Here is a 20,909-nt window from a genome sequence, read left to right on the forward strand (position 1 = left end):
ACCTATGCAAATGGCTCACACTCAAGGTCTTCGATGGCTTGCAGACCCCGCGCATCCCCTAGCTTAAAGAGAGCGGCTTTGGCATCTTCTTGAACCCCCATATCACTGTCGTGCAGGGCAGCAATCAGGTGATCAATAGCCTCGGTATAAAGTTGCCCTAGGGGAATTTTGCGGCAAGCGTGCCCCAGCGCCCAAGCGCAGTTACTGCGAACGGCAGCAATGGTATCCTGCGCAAGGGCAAGGGCAAGGGCAGGAATGACGGTGGCCGCTGCGTCTTCACTGGCTTCAGCGACCTGTCCGAGGGAACTAGCTGCCCACAAACGCACCGCGGAAATGTCGGTCTGCAAGGCACGAATCAAGGGTTCTAGGGTGCGGCGATAAATTTCGGGAAAGGGAAAGCGGACACCACAGTTTCCCAACGCCCAGACAATCCCTTTGCGAACATAGCCATTCCAGTCTCGCTCGAGTTGCTGAATGAGCGCGTCCACAGCGGCGGTACTCAGGTTGCGCCCTAGGGCGTAGGCTGCACTGACCCGCACGAGGGGACAGGATTCCTGCAATAGGTGAATGAGGTGGGGGGTGGCACGCTCATCCTGTAGTTCACAAAAGGCACGGGCGGCTAGCATCCGCTCAGTGACATCTTCAGAGGTCAGCAGCCCCAGCATTATTTCTGGATCGGGGCGATCGCCTTCCTCACTCGGGAGCGCCGCTAGCGCATCTTCTGTGTCTGGGGTATCGAGGAAAGGAAAATCATTGTCATCCATAGTATTCCTACTGTACAGGATGGCATTAATCCCGACTAGCCCCTAGGATGCGGGATCAAGGGCGCTGTTCACTAGGCCTCTAAACCCATAGATGTGACGGCACCCCCCATAAGCCACTAACTGTACTGAGCGCTCATCTCCCGGCTCAAAGCGAATAGCCGTGCCCGCAGGAATATCTAAGCGCATCCCCTTTGCCTGCTCGCGGTCAAAGTGCAGGGCAGCATTCACTTCATAGAAATGGTAGTGAGATCCCACTTGGATGGGGCGATCGCCCGTGTTGGCCACCGTCAAGGTCACCGTGGGGCGACCAGCATTGAGTTCAAGGGTCCCCTCAGCGGGAATCAGTTCACCAGGAATCATGATGCCTCCAACATTTGCAACGTATGCATTGACATACTCCCCTGCCTAAAGGCAGGGGATTCTTGTTCTTGGTTCTGCGAGCGCACTTACTTCATCAGGTTGCCCATCAAAAGCAGAGGTGCATCTCTCCCCAAGCGTTCCCTCTTGCGAGGTGGTTCCCTTTTGCCCAAAGGTACCGTTGAGCCACTCCATTCCCAAGATGCTTAGTCCCTTCTTGAGGATGTTCAGAGCCGCGTTCTGGTCTCTGTCCATCTCAAACCCACACCTAGGACAACTATGGGTTCTAGTGGATAAGGTTTTCACGACCCTATGCCCACAGTTACTGCAATCCTGCGTGGTGTACTGCGGCGGCACGCTGACTACTGCCTTGTCCCATACCTTACCGTAGTAGTCTAGCCAAGCAGTGAATTGAGACCAGCCAGCATCATGGATGGATTTGGCAAGATGATGATTCTTAACTAGATTCTTCACCTGCAAGTCTTCATACGCCACGACATCGTGAGATGCCACCACGCACCGTGCCTGCTTAATTGCCCAGTCTTTACGCTGGCGTTGAACTTTCAGATGTACTTTGCCTAGTCGCTTTCTTTGCTTGTGGTAGTTCTTGGATTGAGGTTTCGCCCCTTTCCTGAACTTCCGACTTAACCTGCGTTGATGCTGTTTTAACCTCCGTTCACTACGTCTTAAAAACTTAGGACAATCGACCGTGTTTCCGTTCTGGTCGGTGTAAAAGTGTTTTAACCCCAAGTCAATACCGATGACATTGCCTGTGTATTGTCCTTGCTCTTTGCGCTCTACATCCAAGCAGAATTGAGCATAGTACCCATCTGCCCTGCGTATCACCCGCACCCGATTGATTTTGGAGTTCAGGATATGGTGTCTTGCTTCTCCATTGCAGTACAGAGCAAACGAACCAGCATTAAAGTCATCAGTGAAGGTGATGGACATTCCATCTCCTGACAGCTTCCAGCCCGATACCTTGTATTCCACAGAACGGCAATGCTTCTTAAACTTGGGATACCCTTTCTTGATCGCCTTGTTTCTGCAGTTGGTATAGAAGCGAGAGATGGAAGCCCAAGCTCGCTCTGCACTTGCCTGCCTTGCTGATGAGTTTAACTTCTTGGCAAAGGCAAACTCTTTAGATAAGTCTTTGCAGTGGGCATAGAGAACAGCTTTGTTTACGCTCTTGTTGTCCATCCAGTACCGCACACATTTGTTTCTGACAAACTGAGCGGTGCGGATGGCTTCATCCAGAGCCTGATACTGCTCTGCTGTGCCGTTTAGTAGCTTGGCTTCTCTGACTAACATAATGATATTTTATTACAAAAAAACGCCGTAAAGCCCCTGCCTTCAGGCATGGGGATATAAGGCGCATGTTGTGTTATCAAAAATTTTGGGTCTAAAAACTTGTCTTTTAGAGTGGTTTTAGATTAAACTAAAACCAGAGGTAAGGGTAATCAACCTCTCTAAAAACCCAATAGCCTAACGGCTAGAAAACAACCTAAGTTTTTTTGGTTGGTTTAACAGTACCTTTGGGCAAAAGGGAACTGCCCCGAAAGGGGGAACGCTTGGGGAGATAAGCACCGCTGCCGTGGAGGGGAAACCCGAAATGGTAAGTGCTGTCGCAGAACCAAGAACAAGAATCCCCTGCCTTTAGGCATGGGGAGTATGTCAAGAGGAATGAATATCAATCTTTTCAATGAACGTGCGAATCTCGTTGAGGTCAATGTAGCGATCAGTGGCGTTACGCAGTTCGCGGGCAATCATGCCTTCTGTCGAAACAACAGTAATGTGAGTATTTTTTGACCGGAGTAATTCGATGGCGCGCTCAAAGTCACCATCACCGCTGAATAGAACAACGCGATCGTACTGGCCAACAGTGTTAAACATATCAATGACGATCTCAATATCTAAATTTGCTTTTTGGGAGTATTTGCCAACACTTTCGTCGTAGTACTCCTTCAGCAGTTTGGTGCGCACCGTATAGCCCAAGTTAATCAAGGCATCCCGAAAGGATCGCTGATCTTGGCTGTCTTTGAGGCCGGTGTACCAAAATGCATTCACAAGGACAATATTAGGATCCCGCGTAAAAAATTCAAGCACGCGGCGAGGGTCAAAAAACCAGCCATTTTTTTGCTGGGCATAAAACATATTATTCCCATCGATAAAAATAGAAAGACGTTCTTGATGGGGGAGCATAGAGAGGTAACCTAGAGAAAGATCAATCGGTTGACAACACCATGAATAATGGAATTAGGGTCGCTTAGATATACGCATCACTGGTAACAAAGATTTAGATTTACAAGTACAGTTTTATCTGTGATTTTATCAAGATCAAGTTTTATCAGAAAAGAGCGATGCCCTTGTGACAGAGAAATGCCATAAAAAGTTCACGGCAAACACTTTTTAGAGAAACTTACTTAAAGTTTAATAACTGTAAACTATTGTAATGGAATTCAGCGAAACCGACTAGAGGGTGCGCTGATTTGTGCTGGTAAAACGTAGGGATTAGAGGATCAAATCAATATCCCAAGTTGTAATATCCCATGTTTCTAAAACGTAGCCTTGATCGCTGCTGCGAATGAGCCACAATTGGCGATCGCCAGTAAAGCCCACACCGTGAATCTCCTGCTCACTTTCGGCAGTGCCAACAATTTCGCCATGGTAGGTTACAACGTTCAGGCTGCGGCGACCTGCCACCACATACCCCCACGGAGTTGAGCAGAGAAACCGCGGACGAAAGCGTAGCCCTAAGCGTTGCACGCGCCACGGTCGAAAATTCACCAGCACCAGCAAAGGCTGCTGGGGATGATCTTCAAAGGCAGCAAGCTGCCACTCCCGTTGTAGTGCAGGGGTTATGAGGCTCAAGTTTACCGGCAGTTGCGTTTGCAGTAACCAATGCCCGCGGCGCTGAAACAAATCAAACTGGGTGCTGATGTGTTCCGTTTTGGGACACTGGTAGCGACTGACCACCAGACCGTAACGACGGTTAAGGAGGAATGTACCGAGCCATTCGCCGCCATGCCAATCCCAAACAAGGGTTTGCTGCCGTACCCCATGGAGTAGATGGAGGTGCAGTAGGAGCTGTTGCTCGTGGACAAGGGTTTCTGCACACCAGTAGCCACTCGCATCGATGGCGAAGGTATGGGCAGCCATTGAGAGGGGACAGGGTACGGGAATGATGTTGTCCTGTACCCACAGCAGTTGTGGTGTTGGCAGGCTCAACCGTAACCAACAGCTTGACTGACTGGTGAAAATCTCTGTCGTCTGCTGCGTCACAGGCCATTGCTGCTGGATCGCTGGCATACCCTGCGCTGCTGACCAAGCAATGAGCTGATCGCCTATGAGACCATAGACCGCAGATTCAGTACTCAGCAGCTGTCGTGGGAGGCTGGCTAAGCGGTGCCCCTGAGGGGGTGATAGGAGATAGGCTGCGGGGGAGCGCGAAAACAGGAGTGATTGCTGCTGCTGTTCGGCATCAGTGACTTCCAAGGCCAGTTGTACGGCTAAAGCCATTTCCGCTGCGGTTTTATAGCGTCGCTGGGGCAGCTTATCCAACGCCTTGGTAATAATGTTGCGGACTAGAAATGGGATATTCTCCGGTAGTGTGTAAGGACGGCTCAAGTGTGCTGCGATGAGTTCGGCGGGGGTGCCATGGAAGGGGCGATCGCCCACCACCATTTCGTAAAGCAAAATACCGACAGCGTAGAGATCCGACACAGGAGAAGTTTGGCCGTAAAAGCGCTCCGGTGCCATGTAGGCCGGGGAACCCGTCTGGCCGGTGCCTGTGACATCTTCAATGAGCCGCGCCACCCCAAAATCCGAAACCTTGGCGTGCCAGCCCGTGGGTTGCAGGTCTAGCAGGATATTTTCGGGCTTGAGATCGCAGTGGATAATGCCCCGATGGTGGGCATAGCTGAGGGCAGACAAAATATCAAGGATAATGCGTAATGCGGTTGTCAAGGGTAAGCTTTGCTCCTGTTCAAGGAGCGATCGCAGTGTGCCGCCCACGCAATAGTCCATCACTAAACTGCGGTACTGCATCTGCCCCTGCTGGCGGGCAGGAATATAGTCAATGGCCTGACAACTCACCACATGAGGATGCTGCAGCGTCAGCAAGAAGTTGAGTTCCCGTAAGAACCCGCGGGTGAGCAAGTGTCGCTCATTGAGCACCTTAATGGCAACCAGTTCCCCAGATTCGCGGTTCACACCGACATACACTTGCCCATACTGCCCCTGCCCGGCTACATCCAAGAGCCGATAACGAGAGGTTTGGGCAGCGTGAGCCGTGAGTAGCAAGGGGCCTCAACAACAAGGGTTAACAACAAGGACTCCAACCTTTATTCGCTGTTGCGCTAGGTGAAATACAGATCAAATTTAGCAACGTTGAGGTTTTTCAGGAAAAGAGCAATTCTAGGGGAACTTCCTTCTCCGCCTGCTCAGCGCTGCCTACTTCGTGGATGCGTTTGGCTAAATCCCGTGCCCGCTGATAACTGGCAATATCACCACTTTCAAAGAACAGTTTAGCAGCGGTTCGCAAATCTTCGACGGCACCCTTGCGATCGCCTAGGGTAGAGCGTGCCACCCCACGATTGTGGTATGCCTTAGCATAGGCATTGTTGATGCGAATAGCTTCTGAGTAATCCAGCACCGCTGCTTCTGCATCTCCAAGGCGTTGGTGGGTTAGGCCGCGGTTATAGTAGGCTTTCGCATGACTTGGATCCGTTTGAATCACTTGAGTATTCTTCTCAATTTCCCGCAGACAGTCGAGCACCTCTTCAATTTGTTTTTGCTCCGTATCCAGAATGCGGGTGTAATCGTGAAGATCCCGCGTCCCTTGGTTGAGCTGAAGTACTTGCTGCTGTACATCTTCGAGGCGATCGCGCACTTGACTCAGAGCAAAGGTCAGGTTTGTCAGGTTCGACTGCTGCGTTGCCTGAGACTCGATCACTTGAGCCATCTGTTCGCGCTGTGCCTCAGCAAATTCCTTAAGGCTCGCGTTCAGTGTCTTGCGGCTGACAAGGTTTAGGCCCACCGCCAAGGATAATGGCAGCGGGGCGATCGCCGTCAAAATGGTTTGCTGAGTTACTGCGGCTGCAATGGAAAGAACCACCGTCAACCCAGTTGCCCCCGACTCCACCAGCTCAAAACCCCCTACTTTTGGTACAGATGGGATAGGATTTGCACTTAAATCACGATTTTCCATGGTTTAGCTCCCTATAAACTTGTAAACAGACGGCTGCCCTAGGCATCCGACGTATTGGCAAGGAATTGTCCCACTTGCACTTGGGTATCTTTTAGCTGGGTAATCATCGTCCGGGTAATCAGCTTACCCGCTTCCACCAAAATGCGCCCATCCAGAGGATGCAGAATATCCTGCTCTGCCCGCCGCCCAATCAGGGATTCAATATCCTCCACTGCATTGACGTACATCCCTGAGGGTAACTCCACCACCACCCCTGAGCCAAGAACCCGCGCCTGGCAGGCAAGGCGCGACGATGTGTTAGCGGTTGTAATCACCTCTAAGGTGCGCTGCTCTCGCTTAGTCATCGGCGAGAGGCTTTCCATCCCTTCCTTGATATACACGTGGCAGGTGGCACACATCCCCCGCCCGCCACACTCTTTGAGGACGTGTAGTTCAGAGTCCAACAGCGCAGACAGCAAGTTATCGTTGGTGTTAATGGTCGTTTCCCGAGAAATGGGTTCGAGTTTTACAACTTTTGCCACCGCTGTGTGCTCCTCAATATCCGTCCGTATCATTCATTTTGAATGATAGCCCTAAGCAGTCTGGGTGCGGCAGAGCCGCTCCATAACCGTGTTGTGATCCTGCCCCTCCTGTAACCATGCCTTAGCAGGTTCCACCCGCTCCCGCAACCCCAACACAAAATAGTTATTGCTTGCGCCAAGGGTTTCACAGGCCGTTTGCACACAATGGAGATCCCGACCCGTGAGTTGGCTAAAGAAGGCCTCCAGAATGCCAGCCTCAGCAAAACACTGCGGCTGACCAGTAGCCTTGGGCGCAGCCTCTGCAAACGCGGAGTCCCAAGTTTTCACCACCAAAAAGCCCTGCTGATAAAAGCTAACATCCAAGTCCAGGGTGCCCCAGCCATGGGTTTTCCAGCATTCCTTAAGGCACTGCAAAAACTCAATCATTTCCATATCCGCCAGCGGGCGACCATAGTACTCGCTCACATCTTCCACAAAGCGACGGTAAAAATTCTTGCCCCACCAGCGACCACAGTTAAACAACACGACCCCAGTGGCTTGGCCAACTTCGTGATCGAGTCCTGTGTAGATCGCTTGCAACAGCACATCCGGCAGGGCAATTAAGCGGGCACCTTTGCGATTTTCAATCAGCCCTGTTTCAAAATCCCCCTGAACGTAGGCATCAGCGGCAAAATAGTTACCGGGTAAAACAGGGTCTTTGACCAGATCAGCAACAGAAATCATAGAACATCCTCTTAAAAACTCTCAAGATAGCAGGCTTAGGATTGAACGCTAACAACCGCAGGGATCCCCACAAGGGTAGCTTGGGCATGATCCAACAGGGGCAAAATTAAATCCTGCTCAGCATCGGTGAGCATTTCCTTGAGGCGAGCACTCAAGAGGTCGTGGCAACTGGTCCACACCGTTTGGGTTTGATGAGCATTGACAACTCCCGTCAGCCATTCCAAGAGGCGGTGTTGTAAAAATTCAGGATTATTCAGGAGCATGGCCATGGCCGCGTAGCGCAATAGGGCAATCGACTGCCGCAGCACTTCCTCAAGGGTGCGGGGGTTTTCCGTAGGATAGTTCTTTTGGAGTTTGTCAGCAACGGGTTGGAAAATCTCAACCTCATGATCCCGCAAAAAACTCGTAGGTGTGTAGCCGCTGTTGCAGGGATTCAACATGATGCCGCAGGACTTTGATGTCAACATTACTGAGGTAGTTTTCTTCGGCTTTGTAGTAGAGGTTCATTAATTCGGTATGCATAGGGGTCTCCTTAAAACTCCTTAAACAAGCGTTTAGAACAGAGTAGACAGGTCAGACAGGGTGAACTCTGGTTCAACTGGGGGCGCAGGATCTACCACGGGTTTACTAACTTGGGCGATGACGGGCTGACCGCTCCAAGGGATTCCTGCACAAAACTCGGCCACCGACCGTCGCCACAGAGACACCCCCGGTTCAAGGGCAATTGCTTGGTCAGGCCGACCGTCCCAGTTGAGTTGGCCAAAAAAGGTGGCCACAGACCAAGCTGGCCATGCCGCTGACACAGGTCTATCGCTTGCGGTACCTGCTGCTAAGGTTTCATTGACAGGAAGTATGACACCAATCCCCTGCCAGTTCATGCGGCCAAAGAAATCTTTGACGTGGTACCGTGACCATTCAGTGGGGCTGGTGGTGGCAGGGGGTGCACTTGAGACCAATCCAAGCCAATTGACCCGCTGCCAAAACTCACTCACGCGCACGGTGTGCCAGTTCATGAACGCTGGCTCAAGGGTGGGTGTATCTGCCACAGGTAAGCCAAGCCAGTTAAGGTGCGCCAAGAATTCAGCCACGGGGCGCTGCTGCCAGTTACCGCTTAGCTGTTGCATAGACAAGTTCCCCACTGCGGAGCCGTTTTTCAATATCCCGTGCAGATGCCCCTTCGTTTTGCCAAAAGGCTGCTGCATCGATGCGATCTTGTTTGCCAAGAAGGAACTTGCAGTAGGTTTCGCCCATGGCGTAGCACTGGATTTCAATGCAACTGAGGTCTTTTTGAATGAGGCCACTAAAGAAACCAGCAAACAACCCTGCGTAGAGATGGCAGACGGGGCGACCGACATCCCCAAGGGTACGCGCCACTACTGAGTCAAAAATGTTGATAAACATGAAGCCGTGCTTCTGTTCACTGAGATCGACTTCCCAGTTGCCCCATCCTTGGGTCGTGCAAGGCCACCACCAAGCCTCTAGGACGTAGGGTAGCCGCATTTGCTTGAGACCTTGCTCGTAGCCGTATTCCTTGGGAAACCACTCTTGAAAGAAGCGGGCATCTCGGCGGCCCCATTCTTCGCCAATTTTGTACATCACAACACTGGAGGCGGAGCCAACTTCTTCTTCAAGACCTTCTATTAAGCCAATAATAAAATCCTCAGTGACCAAGAGGTTGCGGGCATTATTCCAATCGGTGTAGGTGCCGCGATCGCTATCAAATTGAAAGAAGTCCCACAGCGCATAATGGTGGTGGCGCTTCGGATACTTTTTCTGCAGTAGGTGGTTGGCACCGAAGTAACTACCGGAAGCAGCAGGGGGGCGAGAACTTGTCATTGTCATAGAGCAACTCCACAAAGATGGCTCAGAAAAACAGGTGGATACCTAACGTCCTTGGCAGAGATTGTCAAACCCAAAGAACCGAAACCCAACGGTCATAAAAAACTCCATAGTGGTACAGGTGAATAAACCCTAGCCGCTGTACCCAAGGTGGCTAAGAAACGCACCAGCAGTTGAAACTCTTTGGTGAGGTTGCAACTGAGACTCTCAAGAATCTGAGGGTATATTCCCATTCTTATATGATTTTCTTAAGTCATTGCAAATCAATGATTTCCTGTGCATTATTTCTTAACTGAATGTATTAATCTTGTTACAGGCTGTTTCACTCACGAACACGGCACAAAAATATAGCGTGCAAAGAAATCCCTCATTAGGGCACGTACACTCGTGTACTAGGCTTAATTTAGTGGGTTCTTCCTCTTGGTTGCCTCCGTGCTAATACGGATTCAACCCCTGTTATTGACCCAATAAGGTAAATTCTTGTAAAGCCGTGCGTGGGTACCATGCAGCAACCATCCTCCCATACGTTCCAGCAGTGTATCTACCAACTGGTGCAGCAGATTCCCTGTGGCTACGTGGCCACCTACGGCCAAGTGGCGGCTCTGTGTGGCTGGCCACGCCATGCCCGCTTTGTGGGCTATGCGCTATACCAAGTGGCTCCAGATTCAGAGATTCCGTGGCATCGGGTAGTCAATGCCCAAGGGAAGGTGTCTCTCTCGTGGCGCCGCGGCGGTTCTGACGAACTACAACGCTGGCGATTAGAGGCAGAGGGGGTGGTCTTTAATGCCAATGGCCGCATTAACTTGCGTCGCTACGGTTGGCAGCCTTAATCCATCACCCGCATCACAATTAAGGTCATGTCATCGCTGATGCGCCCTTCCACACCAATAAAGTCGATGACTGCTGCAAAAATGTAGTCGAGCAAGGCTTGGGCATCTAAGCCTTTCGCGCACGCACGTTCGAGGACAGCGGCCAGCCGTGCTTCTTCGAAGCGATCGCCCTTGGGATTGTCGGCCTCGGTAATCCCGTCGGTGTAAAAAACAACGGTGTCCCCGGGCTGTAGCCGCACTTCTACTTGCTGATATTGGGTGCGCTCATCGAGGCCAATGAGCATGCCGTAGGTGTCTAGTCGTTGGACAGTACCGGTTTCGGCCCGCCACAGTAGCGGGGGTAAGTGAGCAGCGTTGCTGAAGGCTAGGACACGGGTTTGCGGATTGTATTCGGAGTAAAAGAGGGTGACAAAGCGATGGGAACTCTCTAGGTCAGCCTTCATGGCGCGGTTAAGATGCTGTAAGATGCGGCTGGGACGATGCCCGTTCAGTGCCTCAGCCCGCAGCATTCCCCGAGTCATGGTCATAATCAAACCCGCAGGAACACCTTTGCCCATGACATCCCCAATGGCGATCCCCCATCGCCCTTGACTAATGTCTTGACTATCGGCAAGTCCATAGGTAATGGGAATAAAGTCGTAGTAGTCCCCCCCCACCCAACTGGCGGTGCGACAGGCGGCAGCCAGATCAAGCCCTTGAATCTTGGGGCAATGGCGCGGTAACAAGCGGCGCTGAATTTCGGCACCAATTTCCAGTTCGCGGTCAAGACGTTGGCGATCGCGCAGCTTCAGAGCCATCTCATCGTTGGCAATGGCCACTGCGGTTTGATCGGCAATCACCTGCAGGAGTTGCTGGCGCGTTTCTGTCCACTCGTAGGTGGGTTGCTGGCTAAAGACGTAGAGCCGTCCGCGCTCTGAAAGGTTGGTATCTTTGACCAAAATCGTGGTGCCGTAAAACTGAATGCCCGCAGGAAGACGATCTTGCAATTGTTGATCGAGCACATGCTCTAAGCGGGGGCGATCGCCATGGGGGTCAGTGGTCATGATCCCCACGCTGTTGGCCAAGGTACGGGTGGCGGTTTCGAGGGCGGCGCGGATATTGGGGCACTGATCACTGGCATGACAGTGAAGCTGCTCCAGCCGTGCTTGACCATCGGCACGGAAGAGCACCAAGGCAGCGGCCTCTGCTTCGGTGACACGGCAGCTAATGAGTGGGATTAACTCAAAAAACTGGTTGAGGTTATTAAAGCTGCGCAGGGCAAAGCTGAGAGAGGCCAATAATTCTTGAATTTTACTGGTCTCGCGCTGTAACCGAGACACCATCTCTTTGAGGGCGATTACAGGACTCGAGGAACTCATAGCAGCAAGGGAAGAGGCGGGTAACATGGGCAGCCAATGACCGCAAAAGAGTCAATTGCCTGTACAGCGTAGCGCAAAAAACGTCAAGATGAAAGACGTTTGGATTTTTTATACTACTTTATAGTAGTGATGTGGGCGGGCTAAAACCCCTCCGCTTTAGCGAGGGGATACAGCCAACTCAGGGGGCTTTAGCCCTCTCTATGTGTTAAACTAGAGACGTGGAAAGTAGGCGTATCAACTACGCGAAGAAACATCCTAGTACGGAGAAATCCCGGCAAGTAAGTCACTACCGCTTTGGCGGCAAGCCTAAACCACTGCAAGCAATGGCAGGATGTTGAGCGTATCGAATTGGCTAGTGTTGAAAAGCGCGAAACCACGAACCAAAACATAAACGTAGTCCCAATAGCAGAAATGCTTGAGGTGAGTAGGGGGTCTTTGACTGCCCCCACCCGCATTAAGTTGTGGGTGACAGCTCAAGGGAAAAGCGAAGCAACGCGGCTTCAGCCCGTTGCGCAGCATCCGTTGGGAATCCCCTCTCTTTCAAGGAGGGGAGAAGTCAAAGGTTCGCCTAGGAGGCTTCCCTCGTCGGGTGAATGGTGGCAATCAACGAACCACCGATGGCGATCGCCACCGCTAGCGCCACAAGCACAGGAACTAGCCCCCACCAAGTTTCGGCAATCCCCGCGAGGGCAAGGGGCAGGCTGAGGGCAATATTGACAAGGTTATTTTGTAACCCAAAGATGGTGCCCCGCTGCTCCGGCGGTGTCATGACCTGAACAGTGGTTTGCATGGGAATAGCCACCAACGCCGCAAAAAAACCAAACCCCACAATAAAGGTTCCGCTTAGCCATAATGACTGTAGGGAAAAGGCAAGCCCCAACAGCATTCCCCCCATTCCCCAGCACCCGAGCAAACTCCACAGACGATAGGAGAGCCACCTTGTCCCGATATTCAGCAGTAATGCGCCCAGCCCTAACCCCACTGCGGCCGCAGCGAGCAAAAAGCCAAATTGATCGGTGTCAAGGGCAGGCATGACCTCTGCCAAACGAACAACAAGTACCGACATTGCTGCAACAACTGAAAACAGTAGGATCAACTGCATCAGCGCGAAGCGCAGCGCCGTATATTGCCCCAACAGGTGTAGCCCTTGGCGCAGCTCTTGCCAAACTTGGCGGTAGCGACTGGGGGGCAGGTGGCAGTGATCCGGAGGGCGCAACAGAAACAAAAAGGCAGCAGCACTGCCATAGCAAAGACTGACAAAGATTGCACCGCCCCATTGCGGCTGCCAGTGACTAGCCAAGGTCAGGAGCGGTTCGCCCGCTGCAAATCCCAGCACCAAAGCCGCCATCATCGTGAGGGTATAAAGAGAGTTCGCAGAAATTAAGTGAGACTTATCGACCAATAGGGGAATGGCTGCCTGTTCCGCAGGCGCAAAGAATTGGGTCAAGCTGGAGATGGCAAAGGTGAGCAGCAGCAGTACCATAAAACCGCTAAGGCGACCCGTTGCCATGAGCGTTGTGGAGGGGACAGCCAAGACTAGAAGAGCGCGGTAGAGATTTGTAACAATGAGCACTTGTTTTTTGGACCAGCGATCCACAAATACCCCTGCCACCGAACCGAGCAAAATGGCCGGAATGGTAAAGGCCACCATAATGGCAGATACCCAACCACTAATACTCTGGTCGGGAGGTTGAAAGAACTGAGTGGTGAGGGCAATCACAAGCACAAGGTAAATTTTGTCCGCCAGCTGAGAGCATACTTGAGCAAGCCACAGGGCAATGAAATTGCGATTTTGCCAGAGGGGGGGTACTGGCGCTGGAGGTGAAATCACGCGAATGTCGGGCTCAACGGTCATGGCTGTGGCACCATCAGGGGTGAAAAACAGGTATCAAGGAGGGGGGGCACCCGCAGAACTTTATCAAAATAAAACTGCATATACTGCCGCAACACCCGCTCTAAGGACAGCCAAACACTTAGAGGATAGACCTGAGACGCCTCTAGAAAATTCTTGAGGTCGCACTCTTGGGTGGCTGGGGTTGCAAGCCACTGCCCCAGACGCACTTCGCTGGCGGTAAGCTGGCGATCGCCCCGACCGGTTGTTAGCAGCCCCCCCGCCGCAAAGCTAAAGCCCAGTCGCCAATCAGTGTCTGCCGCAGGCACATGAATAGCTCCGCCGCCGTCACCACACTGGTGCCATTGGGGGGCAATACCGCTAAGGTCAAGAAGACGGCAGAGACTTCGCAACAACACAGCAAGAGCTGCCCGACTGGATAGCTGCTGCAATTGCTCTAGGGTGGTGCACAGTAAATCAAAGAGTTCCGGCTGCGGCTGAGGATGATCCGCTTGGTACAGCACCACTTCCCCAAGGTACTGAGCCGCTGTAATCCTCGCCAGTTGAGTGGTCAGCCCATGATAGGTCATCACGGTTTCCGCTTGCAGGATGCGATCTAAGCTGCGACCATTGGCAATAAATAACTGATTGACCACAAACAGATCAACCCGTCCCCCTAACCTAGAGCGGGATCCACGGCAGTGGGGAGCTACCAATTTCAAAAGGCCGCGATCGCGCGTAAGGACACTCAAGAGGCGATCGTTTTCCCCCAAGGGCATGGCTTTAAGATTGATTCCAACAGTGGTGTAGGTGCGGCTCATGGCCAGAAAAACAACAGGATCATTGTCTTCCTTTAGCCTATCGCGGCACGTTGCCTATACAGCGATCAACTTATCCCGATCAAGCCCCTCAAGAATGCTTAAGGGTTCAATACGCGAAAACTCTTGGCTGCTTTTGTGGGCAAAGTGCAGCACCCACGGTAAGCGGGCATGGCCATAGCCACTGGCTGGATGCAACTGTGCCAAGTGATAGGTTTGCAACGCCAGTAACTCAAGCGGCGTACTGCCATAGGCATGCACAATCCGTAAAGGACGGGTACTGCCTAGCTCGTGTGTACCTTTCTTAATGGGTTGACTGGTTATCAGCAAAAACGATCGCTCTGTGTCATCGTAAACGACAGTGCCCTTCGGGGCAGACTGATAGGTTCCATTGCTGGGGCATGCCATGCGACCGGCACCACTTTTGCGAACACTCAGCAGATCAACGTCAATGGACTCCCGTTTTAACTCTTGGATAGTGCGCTCAAACTCGTCAGGGCGCGTCAGTCCATCCCGCATCAACAAGACCTTACGTGGATAGCGGCGATAGATAGTGTCGAACTTGCCCATGAGCTTCCGGATCGTTTGCCAGACCGCTTCACCGCTGAGTTTTTCGCCCCGCTGCACCATCGGCAGTTCCCAGCCTAACGACTGCCCATTGGCAAGCACAGCAAAGGCAGGGGTGCCAAAATAAAGAAAGCGATTGGTGCCGGTATCAAACCCCACAATAAGTTCTGCTTTTCCCACATCATCAAGGGGCTGCAAGCGTACTGGCTGCCATTTAGCTTTACACAGCAAGCCAAGAACCACGTTCAAGCCCTTGTAGTCATTCTGCTGATTGGGGACAACAAACTGGGTGGCAATATTGGCTCGGAGAGCTTCATTGCGAATGCGCTGCTTTTGATCAGAATAGGGCATCACTACCAAGACAGTACGCACACCTTCGTCAGCCCATGCCTGCCAAAAGCGTTGACGTGCCAGATCAGTCTTACCTAAGTCTGCTGATGTGCGGTAGGAGGACAGGTCTAGCTCGATACCATGGTGGCGAGCAATCTGCTGTAGGCACTTGCGAATCTCCTCAGGATAGGCTCCCTCATTAGTGATGAGGTTCAGCAGACCAAACTTGGTCTCTCCGATCTGGGCGCAACCGTGCTTGCGGACATCGGCTACCTTTTTCACCTGCCGGTTATCCTTAGCAAGTAGAATCGCTGGGGGCAGTTGGTGCCCTTCCTTAGTCACGGGGGCAATGGAGTCGGCGCTGCCACTGTAGAGATTGATGCACAGCCACTCAGCAAATTTGGTGGATTTTTGGAAGCGCTCACTACTACTCAGCCGAATGTTCGTAAAGATTTTCTCCACCTCTTTGGCGTAGTTTCGCTGACGACCCAGTTCAGCCAGCATTTCCAAGGTGACGCTGGGTCTCAGCCGCTGCGAGAGATGGGCAATTGGCTGCCCCCCCTGAGCACGTTTGACGTACACTACTTGCGACGTACTAAGCTCTTGCTCTGTTGCCCCTTCGTTGCGATGGTACTCCGCAAGGCTGATGTTGAGTCCGGGTAGGTTCACTGCTTCGGGTTGCTCGTGAGTGATACTGTGTAGTTGCCAGCGCAGAAACTGGTTGTTCTTGAGGTACGTATTGCGCACCCATTTGATTAAAGGCTCATGCTCAGGATAGGTGTTGAGCCACTCCTGCAATGTCAAAGGTGTCCAGAAATGGTGGAAACGGTCAATTTCCAGATAAAGTTTTGCTGTGGCATCGAGCCTGACATCGAGGCAAAAGCCTTGGTGAACTGTCCACCCTTGCGCTGGACTCTCCGAGGGTTTCCGCTCCCAGATGCGGATACTGTTGTTGCTTGCTCGGTCAACGTCCTCTCTATCTCGCTGCTTAAAGTAACGGTATAATTCTTGGCGGCATAGGCTCTCCAAGGCTTCGCGATCCTCAAGACAAGTGCAGTCAAAGACCCGAGGCGGCTGGGGAATCAGTTGCCACGCCTTCGTCTTAAGTTGTTCGAGGGGCTGGCGAGTCACAATGGCACTCCCCCAGCGAGCGGCAGGAACCGGTAACTGGTAGCACACCTTATTGAGGGCATAGGCTTCTGTTCCTAGTTCAGGATTCTGCTGCCACCGGCACGTGAATGGATAAAGGAGTCGTGCCTCTTCCTCAAGGGTCTTAACACAAAACTGGTTGAGGATCACTGGGTAGGAGTTGCCAGAAGATGTCATGCTGTAGCTCGAGAATGTAATGCGCTAGGGGCGATCGCCCTATTTTACTCTGTCAAGGCTGGTTCAAAATTCCTAGAGGGCTAAGGGTGCAGTGCCACCTTAATCACTTGTCGTGCTTTCATCGCTTGCAGCACCTGCTCAATCTCGGTAAGGGGTGCGTGGCCACTTACAAGCATTTCAAAGGGTAAGGTTTGGCTGGCAATGAGGGCAAGGGCTTGACGAACAAAGGCGGGCGTATTGTGAAACACTCCCTTGAGGGTGAGTTCTTCGTAGTGCAGGCGCTCAGTATCGACACTGATGCGGGTTTCCCGCGGACAGCCGCCAAAGAGATTAATCGTTGCCCCCGGACGACCGCAGGCGATCGCCACTTCCCACACCTGCGGTACGCCTGTGGCTTCAATCACAATGTCAGCACCCCGTCCTGTCGTCCAATCTTTGACCACTGCTGGCATATCTTCGCACTGATGATGGTTCACCACCTGCTCTGCACCGAAGGTCTCGGCGATCGCCAACCGTTGATCCGAGCCGCCAAAGGTGAGTACCCGTGCCCCCTGCTGAGCCAACACCCCCACAAACATTAAACCAATGGCACCATCACCAATCACCACAATCTGGGGTGGACTCGGCCACTGCTGCATCTGGGGCTGCCACCCGCAACGTGCCACGCCGTGCAGGACACAGGCCAGCGGCTCCGTCAGGGCAGCCATCTCCTCGCTCAGGTGCTCAGGAATTGGCAGGAGGTTATGGCGGACAATACTAGCAGGAATCTTCAGATACTCAGCAAACGTGCCATTGTTAAACTCAAGGTGCGCACACAGCGAAAACTCCTGCCGCTGGCAATAGAAGCACTGGCCACAGGGCGCAGAGTTATTTGCTACCACGCGATCGCCCAGCCGCCAACCCGTCACCCCAGCACCGAGGGCAACAATTTCCCCTGCGGCCTCATGGCCAAAGAGAATGGGCGGGGTTAACATCCGGGCATGGCCGCCCCGCCGCCACACTTTCAAGTCGGTGCCACAGGTGGTTGCCGCTTTCACACGGATCACCACTTCGCCAGCCGCTGGCGTTGGATCCGCCACGCTTTCAATGCGCACATCTTCTTTGCCGTAGAGCACTGCCGCTTTCATGATGACCCGCTAGGACGACCTCTTAGTTTTTATCAAACTTTGCGGGAAGACCCCATACGCAGCGTAGCGGAGTATGGGGATGAGAGCAAAGCCAAAAATCTGCGGCATTTAACTATTTGACCTGAGTTGGGTAAGTATTGTATAACATGCACTATGGGAAATAAAGCTTACAAATTTCGACTGTATCCAAACAAAGAGCAATCCGCATTTTTAGCAAAATGCTTTGGTTGCTCCAGATTTGTATATAACCATTTTTTAAGGTTGACCATAGATGCATACGCCAAGTCTAAAAAATCTCTACGCTACAAAGACTGGGCAAAACGTTTAACAGGCTTAAAATCAGAGTTTGAATGGCTTAAAGAAGTTAATTCCCAAGCATTGCAGCAGACTCTTAAGGATTTAGAGTCGGCATTTGTGATGTATCGTGGGGCAGCTTCCTCGCCATGTTGGAATACAAAGGGTATATCTACGGTTGCGAAATTTGCTACGTAGATAGATTCTTCCCCAGTTCTAAGAGATGTTCCAATTGCGGGTACATCAAGCAAGATTTAACGCTTGCTAGTCGTGAATGGGAGTGCCCAGAATGCAAAACTGTTTGGGACAGAGACATTAATGCTGCCTTGAATTTGCTGCTGTTCTCTGAATCAAAAATACCCTTGGAAGAAGGGAAATCTACGCCTGATCAGCTAGTTGCAAGACTAGGGATGAACCGGGATACTGGTTCAGGACAGGAAGCCGCAGGTGTAGCGTAGCGAAACCTGCGGTACTTCACACCATGTGCCCTCTTTGCACGTAGTTTTAGGGCTAAGATAGAAAAGGAATGTAAAGAAATGTAACGATGCGTCACTTAGCGGATCAAGTGGTATTGGTGGTAGGTGCCACCGGTGGGATTGGCCGTGCCGTTGTCGAGCGGTTAAAAGGCACGGGAGCAACCTTAGTGTTAGCCGCTCGTTCTGGCGATCGCCTCCAGCAGTTAGCCGCCACGCTCTCAGGGGAGCGTAACGTGCAGAGTCACCCCTGCGACATTACCCAGCCGGATCAGGTTGTGCAGTTAATGCAGGCCATTCGCGAGCAACACGGGCGGCTCGATGTCCTGATTAATGCTGCTGGGGCAGGCTTACTCAAGCCCTACGCCAAAATTACCCCCACAGAACTAGAGCAGATGCTGGCGTTAAACCTGAAGGGCTGCTTCTACACCACTCAGCAGGCAGCGGAACTCATGAAAGAGCACCAGCAAGGACACATCTGTACAGTCGTGGGAATTTTGGGGAAGCATTCCATGGCCATGGGAGCCGCGTACTGTGCCGCCAAGTTCGGGGTGGTGGGCTTTAGTAAGTGCATGGCCGAGGAACTCAAACGCTACGGCATTAAGTTTAGCCTGTTCTATTTTGGCGGCGTGGATACGCCCTTTTGGGATGGCGTGAGCCTCAAAGTCGATCGCCAGAAACTCTTGCAGCCAGATGCAGCAGCAGCCTTGATCCAAGCTGCCTTGGAAACCGATCGCCACGCAGTTCCCCTTGAGCTAAGCTTGATGCCCGATAGTCATGTGTTTTTCTAGAGGCAATGTTTTCTAGAGCCAATAGCCCCAATGGACTAGGCTAGAACATGCAGCATTTGAGACGAGGTTCCATGCAAGACGGACGGGTGATTGCCGATTCCCTCTCGCCAGCAGGAATACGGCTAGTCACACTTCAATTAACCTATCCGCGGTTTATCCACAGCGAACTGCTCACCCACCGCGTATTTTCCCGTAATTCTGCCAGTTCTCGTGCTGTTCCCATCAGCAAAATGATGGAACAGGTGAGGCAAGACCCAGTGATACCCTATCACTGGGGGCAAAACCAGAAAGGGATGCAAGCCCGCGTAGAAAGCGAACACAAGGAAGCGGCAAAGGAGATATGGCTAGAAACCCGCCTTGCCGTTTTAGAGGGTGCCCGTAAGCTGAACGAGTTAGGGATTCACAAGCAGGTTGTAAATCGGATACTAGAGCCGTGGATGTGGATGCAAACGGTGGTCAGCAGCACCGAGTGGGACAACTTCCTTGCGCTACGCAATCATCCCGATGCCCAACCAGAGATGCAGTCCCTAGCCAAGATGATCCAGCATTTGCTAGAAGCCCATACCCCTACACCGCTAGCCGTTGGCGAATGGCATTTACCCTACATCGAGGAGCGCGATCGCCAACAATACACCCTAGAAGAGTGCAAGTATATGTCTGTTGCTCGTTGTGCTAGGGTGTCTTACTACCTGCGAGATGGTCAACGCAGCGACCCCGCGTCGGATTTGGCACTGTATCAGCGGCTGGCTGGAGCAAACCCCAAGCACTTGTCACCCCTTGAGCATGTGGCAGAGTGCATGGGCGATCGCCGACGCTACGCCAACTTTGTCGGCTGGCGGCAACTCCGCTATTTTGAAGAGGCACATCTCCCTAAAGGACAAGCTGCTGCTCAAGGCTATCTACAGGTAAGCGAGTGACCAACGGTGGAAATAGCGGTAGGATACTCAAGGATTCTCTCAAGTTATTCAAGTCTCTATGGGTCAGCCATCTAGGGTTATGCCTGCCCTTCCTGCCAAAGTCTCTGTCTTTAGCTATCCCTTACACTTGGTGGACAATGCCCCAGAGTGGTTATTGATGCAGCAGCGCAGTGGCCGGGGTCAGCACGTTGTCACCCTCAACTCAGAAATGGTGATGCTGGCGGAGCGCACGCCACGCTTTGCCGAGCTTCTGCGGCAAGCAGACTTAGTGATTCCTGACGGCTCCGGGGTCATTCTTTACCTCAAGCTCCACGGCCTATCTGTAAAACGGCAACCAGGAATTGAGTTTGCCGAAGCCCTACTGAAGCTGGCCAGTGAGTCTGACCATCACAATCGTGTCTTTTTCTATGGCGCGGCACCGGGCGTTGCTGAAACGGTGGCTGAGCGCTGGCAGGCTAAGCTCCCCAACCTGAAGGTTGTTGGTGTAGAGTCAGGTTACCATGATGCCAACACCGAAGCTGAACTGATCCGGCGGTTAGAGCGTTTACAACCCAACATTATCTTTGTGGCCTTAGGGGTGCCCCGCCAAGAGTACTGGATTCAAGACCATCGCCATGTGTGTCCGACCGCCATTTGGGTAGGTGTGGGCGGCAGTTTTGATATTTGGGCGGGGCAAAAGCAGCGCGCCCCCAAGCTCTTTCGCAATTTACACCTCGAGTGGCTCTATCGCCTCTACCAAGAGCCTTGGCGCTGGCGACGGATGTTGGCACTGCCACAGTTTGCATGGAAAGCCCTTGTGAGTCGTTTATACGGGCGGCGACGTTAACGCTTCCT

21 protein-coding genes and 1 pseudogene are annotated in these 20,909 nt (G+C 52.4%); 5 read left to right on the forward strand and 17 right to left on the reverse strand.

Annotated features, from left to right (window positions below; all coding sequences use genetic code 11):
- Positions 1 to 2: 2 nt before the first annotated feature.
- The 12 genes from BRW62_RS11125 to BRW62_RS11180 form a co-directional block, all read right to left on the reverse strand.
- Complete coding sequence (locus BRW62_RS11125) at positions 3 to 764, reverse strand: HEAT repeat domain-containing protein (protein ID WP_099799482.1); 762 nt, start codon at positions 762 to 764, stop codon at positions 3 to 5.
- 42 nt (positions 765 to 806) lie between these two features.
- The gene (locus BRW62_RS11130) at positions 807 to 1,124 is read right to left on the reverse strand and encodes an urease subunit beta (RefSeq protein ID WP_099799483.1); all 318 of its coding nucleotides are present in this window, start codon (positions 1,122 to 1,124) and stop codon (positions 807 to 809) included.
- Between the two features lie 45 nt (positions 1,125 to 1,169).
- Positions 1,170 to 2,432, reverse strand: a complete 1,263-nt coding sequence (locus BRW62_RS11135; protein ID WP_099799484.1) for an RNA-guided endonuclease InsQ/TnpB family protein — start codon at positions 2,430 to 2,432, stop codon at positions 1,170 to 1,172.
- A gap of 363 nt (positions 2,433 to 2,795) precedes the next feature.
- Entirely contained in the window at positions 2,796 to 3,323 is a 528-nt protein-coding gene (locus BRW62_RS11145) for a LabA-like NYN domain-containing protein (protein WP_099799485.1), read from the reverse strand.
- Between the two features lie 309 nt (positions 3,324 to 3,632).
- On the reverse strand, positions 3,633 to 5,423 hold the full coding sequence (locus tag BRW62_RS11150) for a serine/threonine-protein kinase (RefSeq protein ID WP_198406026.1): 1,791 nt from the start codon (positions 5,421 to 5,423) through the stop codon (positions 3,633 to 3,635).
- A 97-nt stretch (positions 5,424 to 5,520) separates the two neighbouring features.
- Positions 5,521 to 6,330, reverse strand: coding sequence for a tetratricopeptide repeat protein (locus BRW62_RS11155; protein WP_099799486.1), 810 nt, complete (start codon positions 6,328 to 6,330; stop codon positions 5,521 to 5,523).
- A gap of 38 nt (positions 6,331 to 6,368) precedes the next feature.
- A complete protein-coding gene (locus BRW62_RS11160) occupies positions 6,369 to 6,851 on the reverse strand; it encodes a 2Fe-2S iron-sulfur cluster-binding protein (RefSeq protein WP_099799938.1) in 483 nt (160 codons plus the stop codon).
- A gap of 51 nt (positions 6,852 to 6,902) precedes the next feature.
- Complete coding sequence (locus BRW62_RS11165; RefSeq protein WP_099799487.1) at positions 6,903 to 7,574, reverse strand: V4R domain-containing protein; 672 nt, start codon at positions 7,572 to 7,574, stop codon at positions 6,903 to 6,905.
- A 35-nt stretch (positions 7,575 to 7,609) separates the two neighbouring features.
- On the reverse strand, positions 7,610 to 7,972 hold the full coding sequence (locus BRW62_RS11170; protein WP_227517384.1) for a globin family protein: 363 nt from the start codon (positions 7,970 to 7,972) through the stop codon (positions 7,610 to 7,612).
- Positions 7,959 to 8,096 carry a globin family protein gene (locus tag BRW62_RS14130; RefSeq protein WP_227517385.1) on the reverse strand — a complete coding sequence of 46 codons (138 nt, stop codon included), beginning with the start codon at positions 8,094 to 8,096 and terminating at the stop codon, positions 7,959 to 7,961. Before BRW62_RS14130 ends, BRW62_RS11170 begins: the two co-directional genes overlap by 14 nt.
- A 32-nt stretch (positions 8,097 to 8,128) precedes the next feature.
- Positions 8,129 to 8,698: a hypothetical protein gene (locus BRW62_RS11175; RefSeq protein WP_198406027.1), complete on the reverse strand. Its 570-nt coding sequence runs from the start codon at positions 8,696 to 8,698 to the stop codon at positions 8,129 to 8,131.
- On the reverse strand, positions 8,679 to 9,416 hold the full coding sequence (locus BRW62_RS11180) for a V4R domain-containing protein (protein WP_099799489.1): 738 nt from the start codon (positions 9,414 to 9,416) through the stop codon (positions 8,679 to 8,681). The genes BRW62_RS11175 and BRW62_RS11180 overlap by 20 nt, the downstream gene beginning before the upstream one ends.
- Positions 9,417 to 9,916: 500 nt before the next feature.
- On the opposite strand from BRW62_RS11180, the gene BRW62_RS11185 reads away from it, so the two are divergent.
- Positions 9,917 to 10,243, forward strand: a complete 327-nt coding sequence (locus BRW62_RS11185; RefSeq protein ID WP_099799490.1) for an MGMT family protein — start codon at positions 9,917 to 9,919, stop codon at positions 10,241 to 10,243.
- On the opposite strand, the gene BRW62_RS11190 is transcribed toward BRW62_RS11185, so the two are convergent.
- From BRW62_RS11190 to BRW62_RS11210, 5 genes are all read right to left on the reverse strand, one after another.
- Positions 10,240 to 11,601: a PP2C family protein-serine/threonine phosphatase gene (locus tag BRW62_RS11190; protein WP_227517386.1), complete on the reverse strand. Its 1,362-nt coding sequence runs from the start codon at positions 11,599 to 11,601 to the stop codon at positions 10,240 to 10,242. The two genes, BRW62_RS11185 and BRW62_RS11190, sit on opposite strands and share 4 nt — an antisense overlap.
- Before the next feature lie 568 nt (positions 11,602 to 12,169).
- Positions 12,170 to 13,456, reverse strand: a complete 1,287-nt coding sequence (locus BRW62_RS11195; RefSeq protein ID WP_099799492.1) for an MFS transporter — start codon at positions 13,454 to 13,456, stop codon at positions 12,170 to 12,172.
- The gene (recO, locus tag BRW62_RS11200) at positions 13,453 to 14,253 is read right to left on the reverse strand and encodes a DNA repair protein RecO (RefSeq protein WP_099799493.1); all 801 of its coding nucleotides are present in this window, start codon (positions 14,251 to 14,253) and stop codon (positions 13,453 to 13,455) included. Before recO ends, BRW62_RS11195 begins: the two co-directional genes overlap by 4 nt.
- Before the next feature lie 54 nt (positions 14,254 to 14,307).
- Positions 14,308 to 16,473, reverse strand: coding sequence for an argonaute PAZ domain-containing protein (locus BRW62_RS11205; protein WP_099799494.1), 2,166 nt, complete (start codon positions 16,471 to 16,473; stop codon positions 14,308 to 14,310).
- Positions 16,474 to 16,553: 80 nt separating this feature from the next.
- Positions 16,554 to 17,600 carry a zinc-dependent alcohol dehydrogenase gene (locus tag BRW62_RS11210; RefSeq protein ID WP_099799495.1) on the reverse strand — a complete coding sequence of 349 codons (1,047 nt, stop codon included), beginning with the start codon at positions 17,598 to 17,600 and terminating at the stop codon, positions 16,554 to 16,556.
- Positions 17,601 to 17,753: 153 nt separating this feature from the next.
- Between BRW62_RS11210 and BRW62_RS15360 the strand changes: the two are divergent.
- The 4 genes and pseudogenes from BRW62_RS15360 to BRW62_RS11230 all read left to right on the forward strand — a co-directional run bounded on the left by BRW62_RS15360 (position 17,754) and on the right by BRW62_RS11230 (position 20,901).
- A pseudogene (locus tag BRW62_RS15360) lies at positions 17,754 to 18,352 on the forward strand (zinc ribbon domain-containing protein).
- Positions 18,353 to 18,438: 86 nt separating this feature from the next.
- Positions 18,439 to 19,158, forward strand: a complete 720-nt coding sequence (locus tag BRW62_RS11220; protein ID WP_099799496.1) for an SDR family oxidoreductase — start codon at positions 18,439 to 18,441, stop codon at positions 19,156 to 19,158.
- Between the two features lie 71 nt (positions 19,159 to 19,229).
- Positions 19,230 to 20,075 (forward strand): FAD-dependent thymidylate synthase, encoded by an 846-nt coding sequence (locus BRW62_RS11225; protein ID WP_099799497.1) that lies wholly within the window; start codon positions 19,230 to 19,232, stop codon positions 20,073 to 20,075.
- A 79-nt stretch (positions 20,076 to 20,154) separates the two neighbouring features.
- Entirely contained in the window at positions 20,155 to 20,901 is a 747-nt protein-coding gene (locus BRW62_RS11230; RefSeq protein ID WP_227517387.1) for a WecB/TagA/CpsF family glycosyltransferase, read from the forward strand.
- Positions 20,902 to 20,909 lie beyond the last annotated feature (8 nt).

This window comes from Thermostichus lividus PCC 6715 (genome assembly GCF_002754935.1).
Lineage (GTDB): Bacteria > Cyanobacteriota > Cyanobacteriia > Thermosynechococcales > Thermosynechococcaceae > Thermosynechococcus > Thermosynechococcus lividus.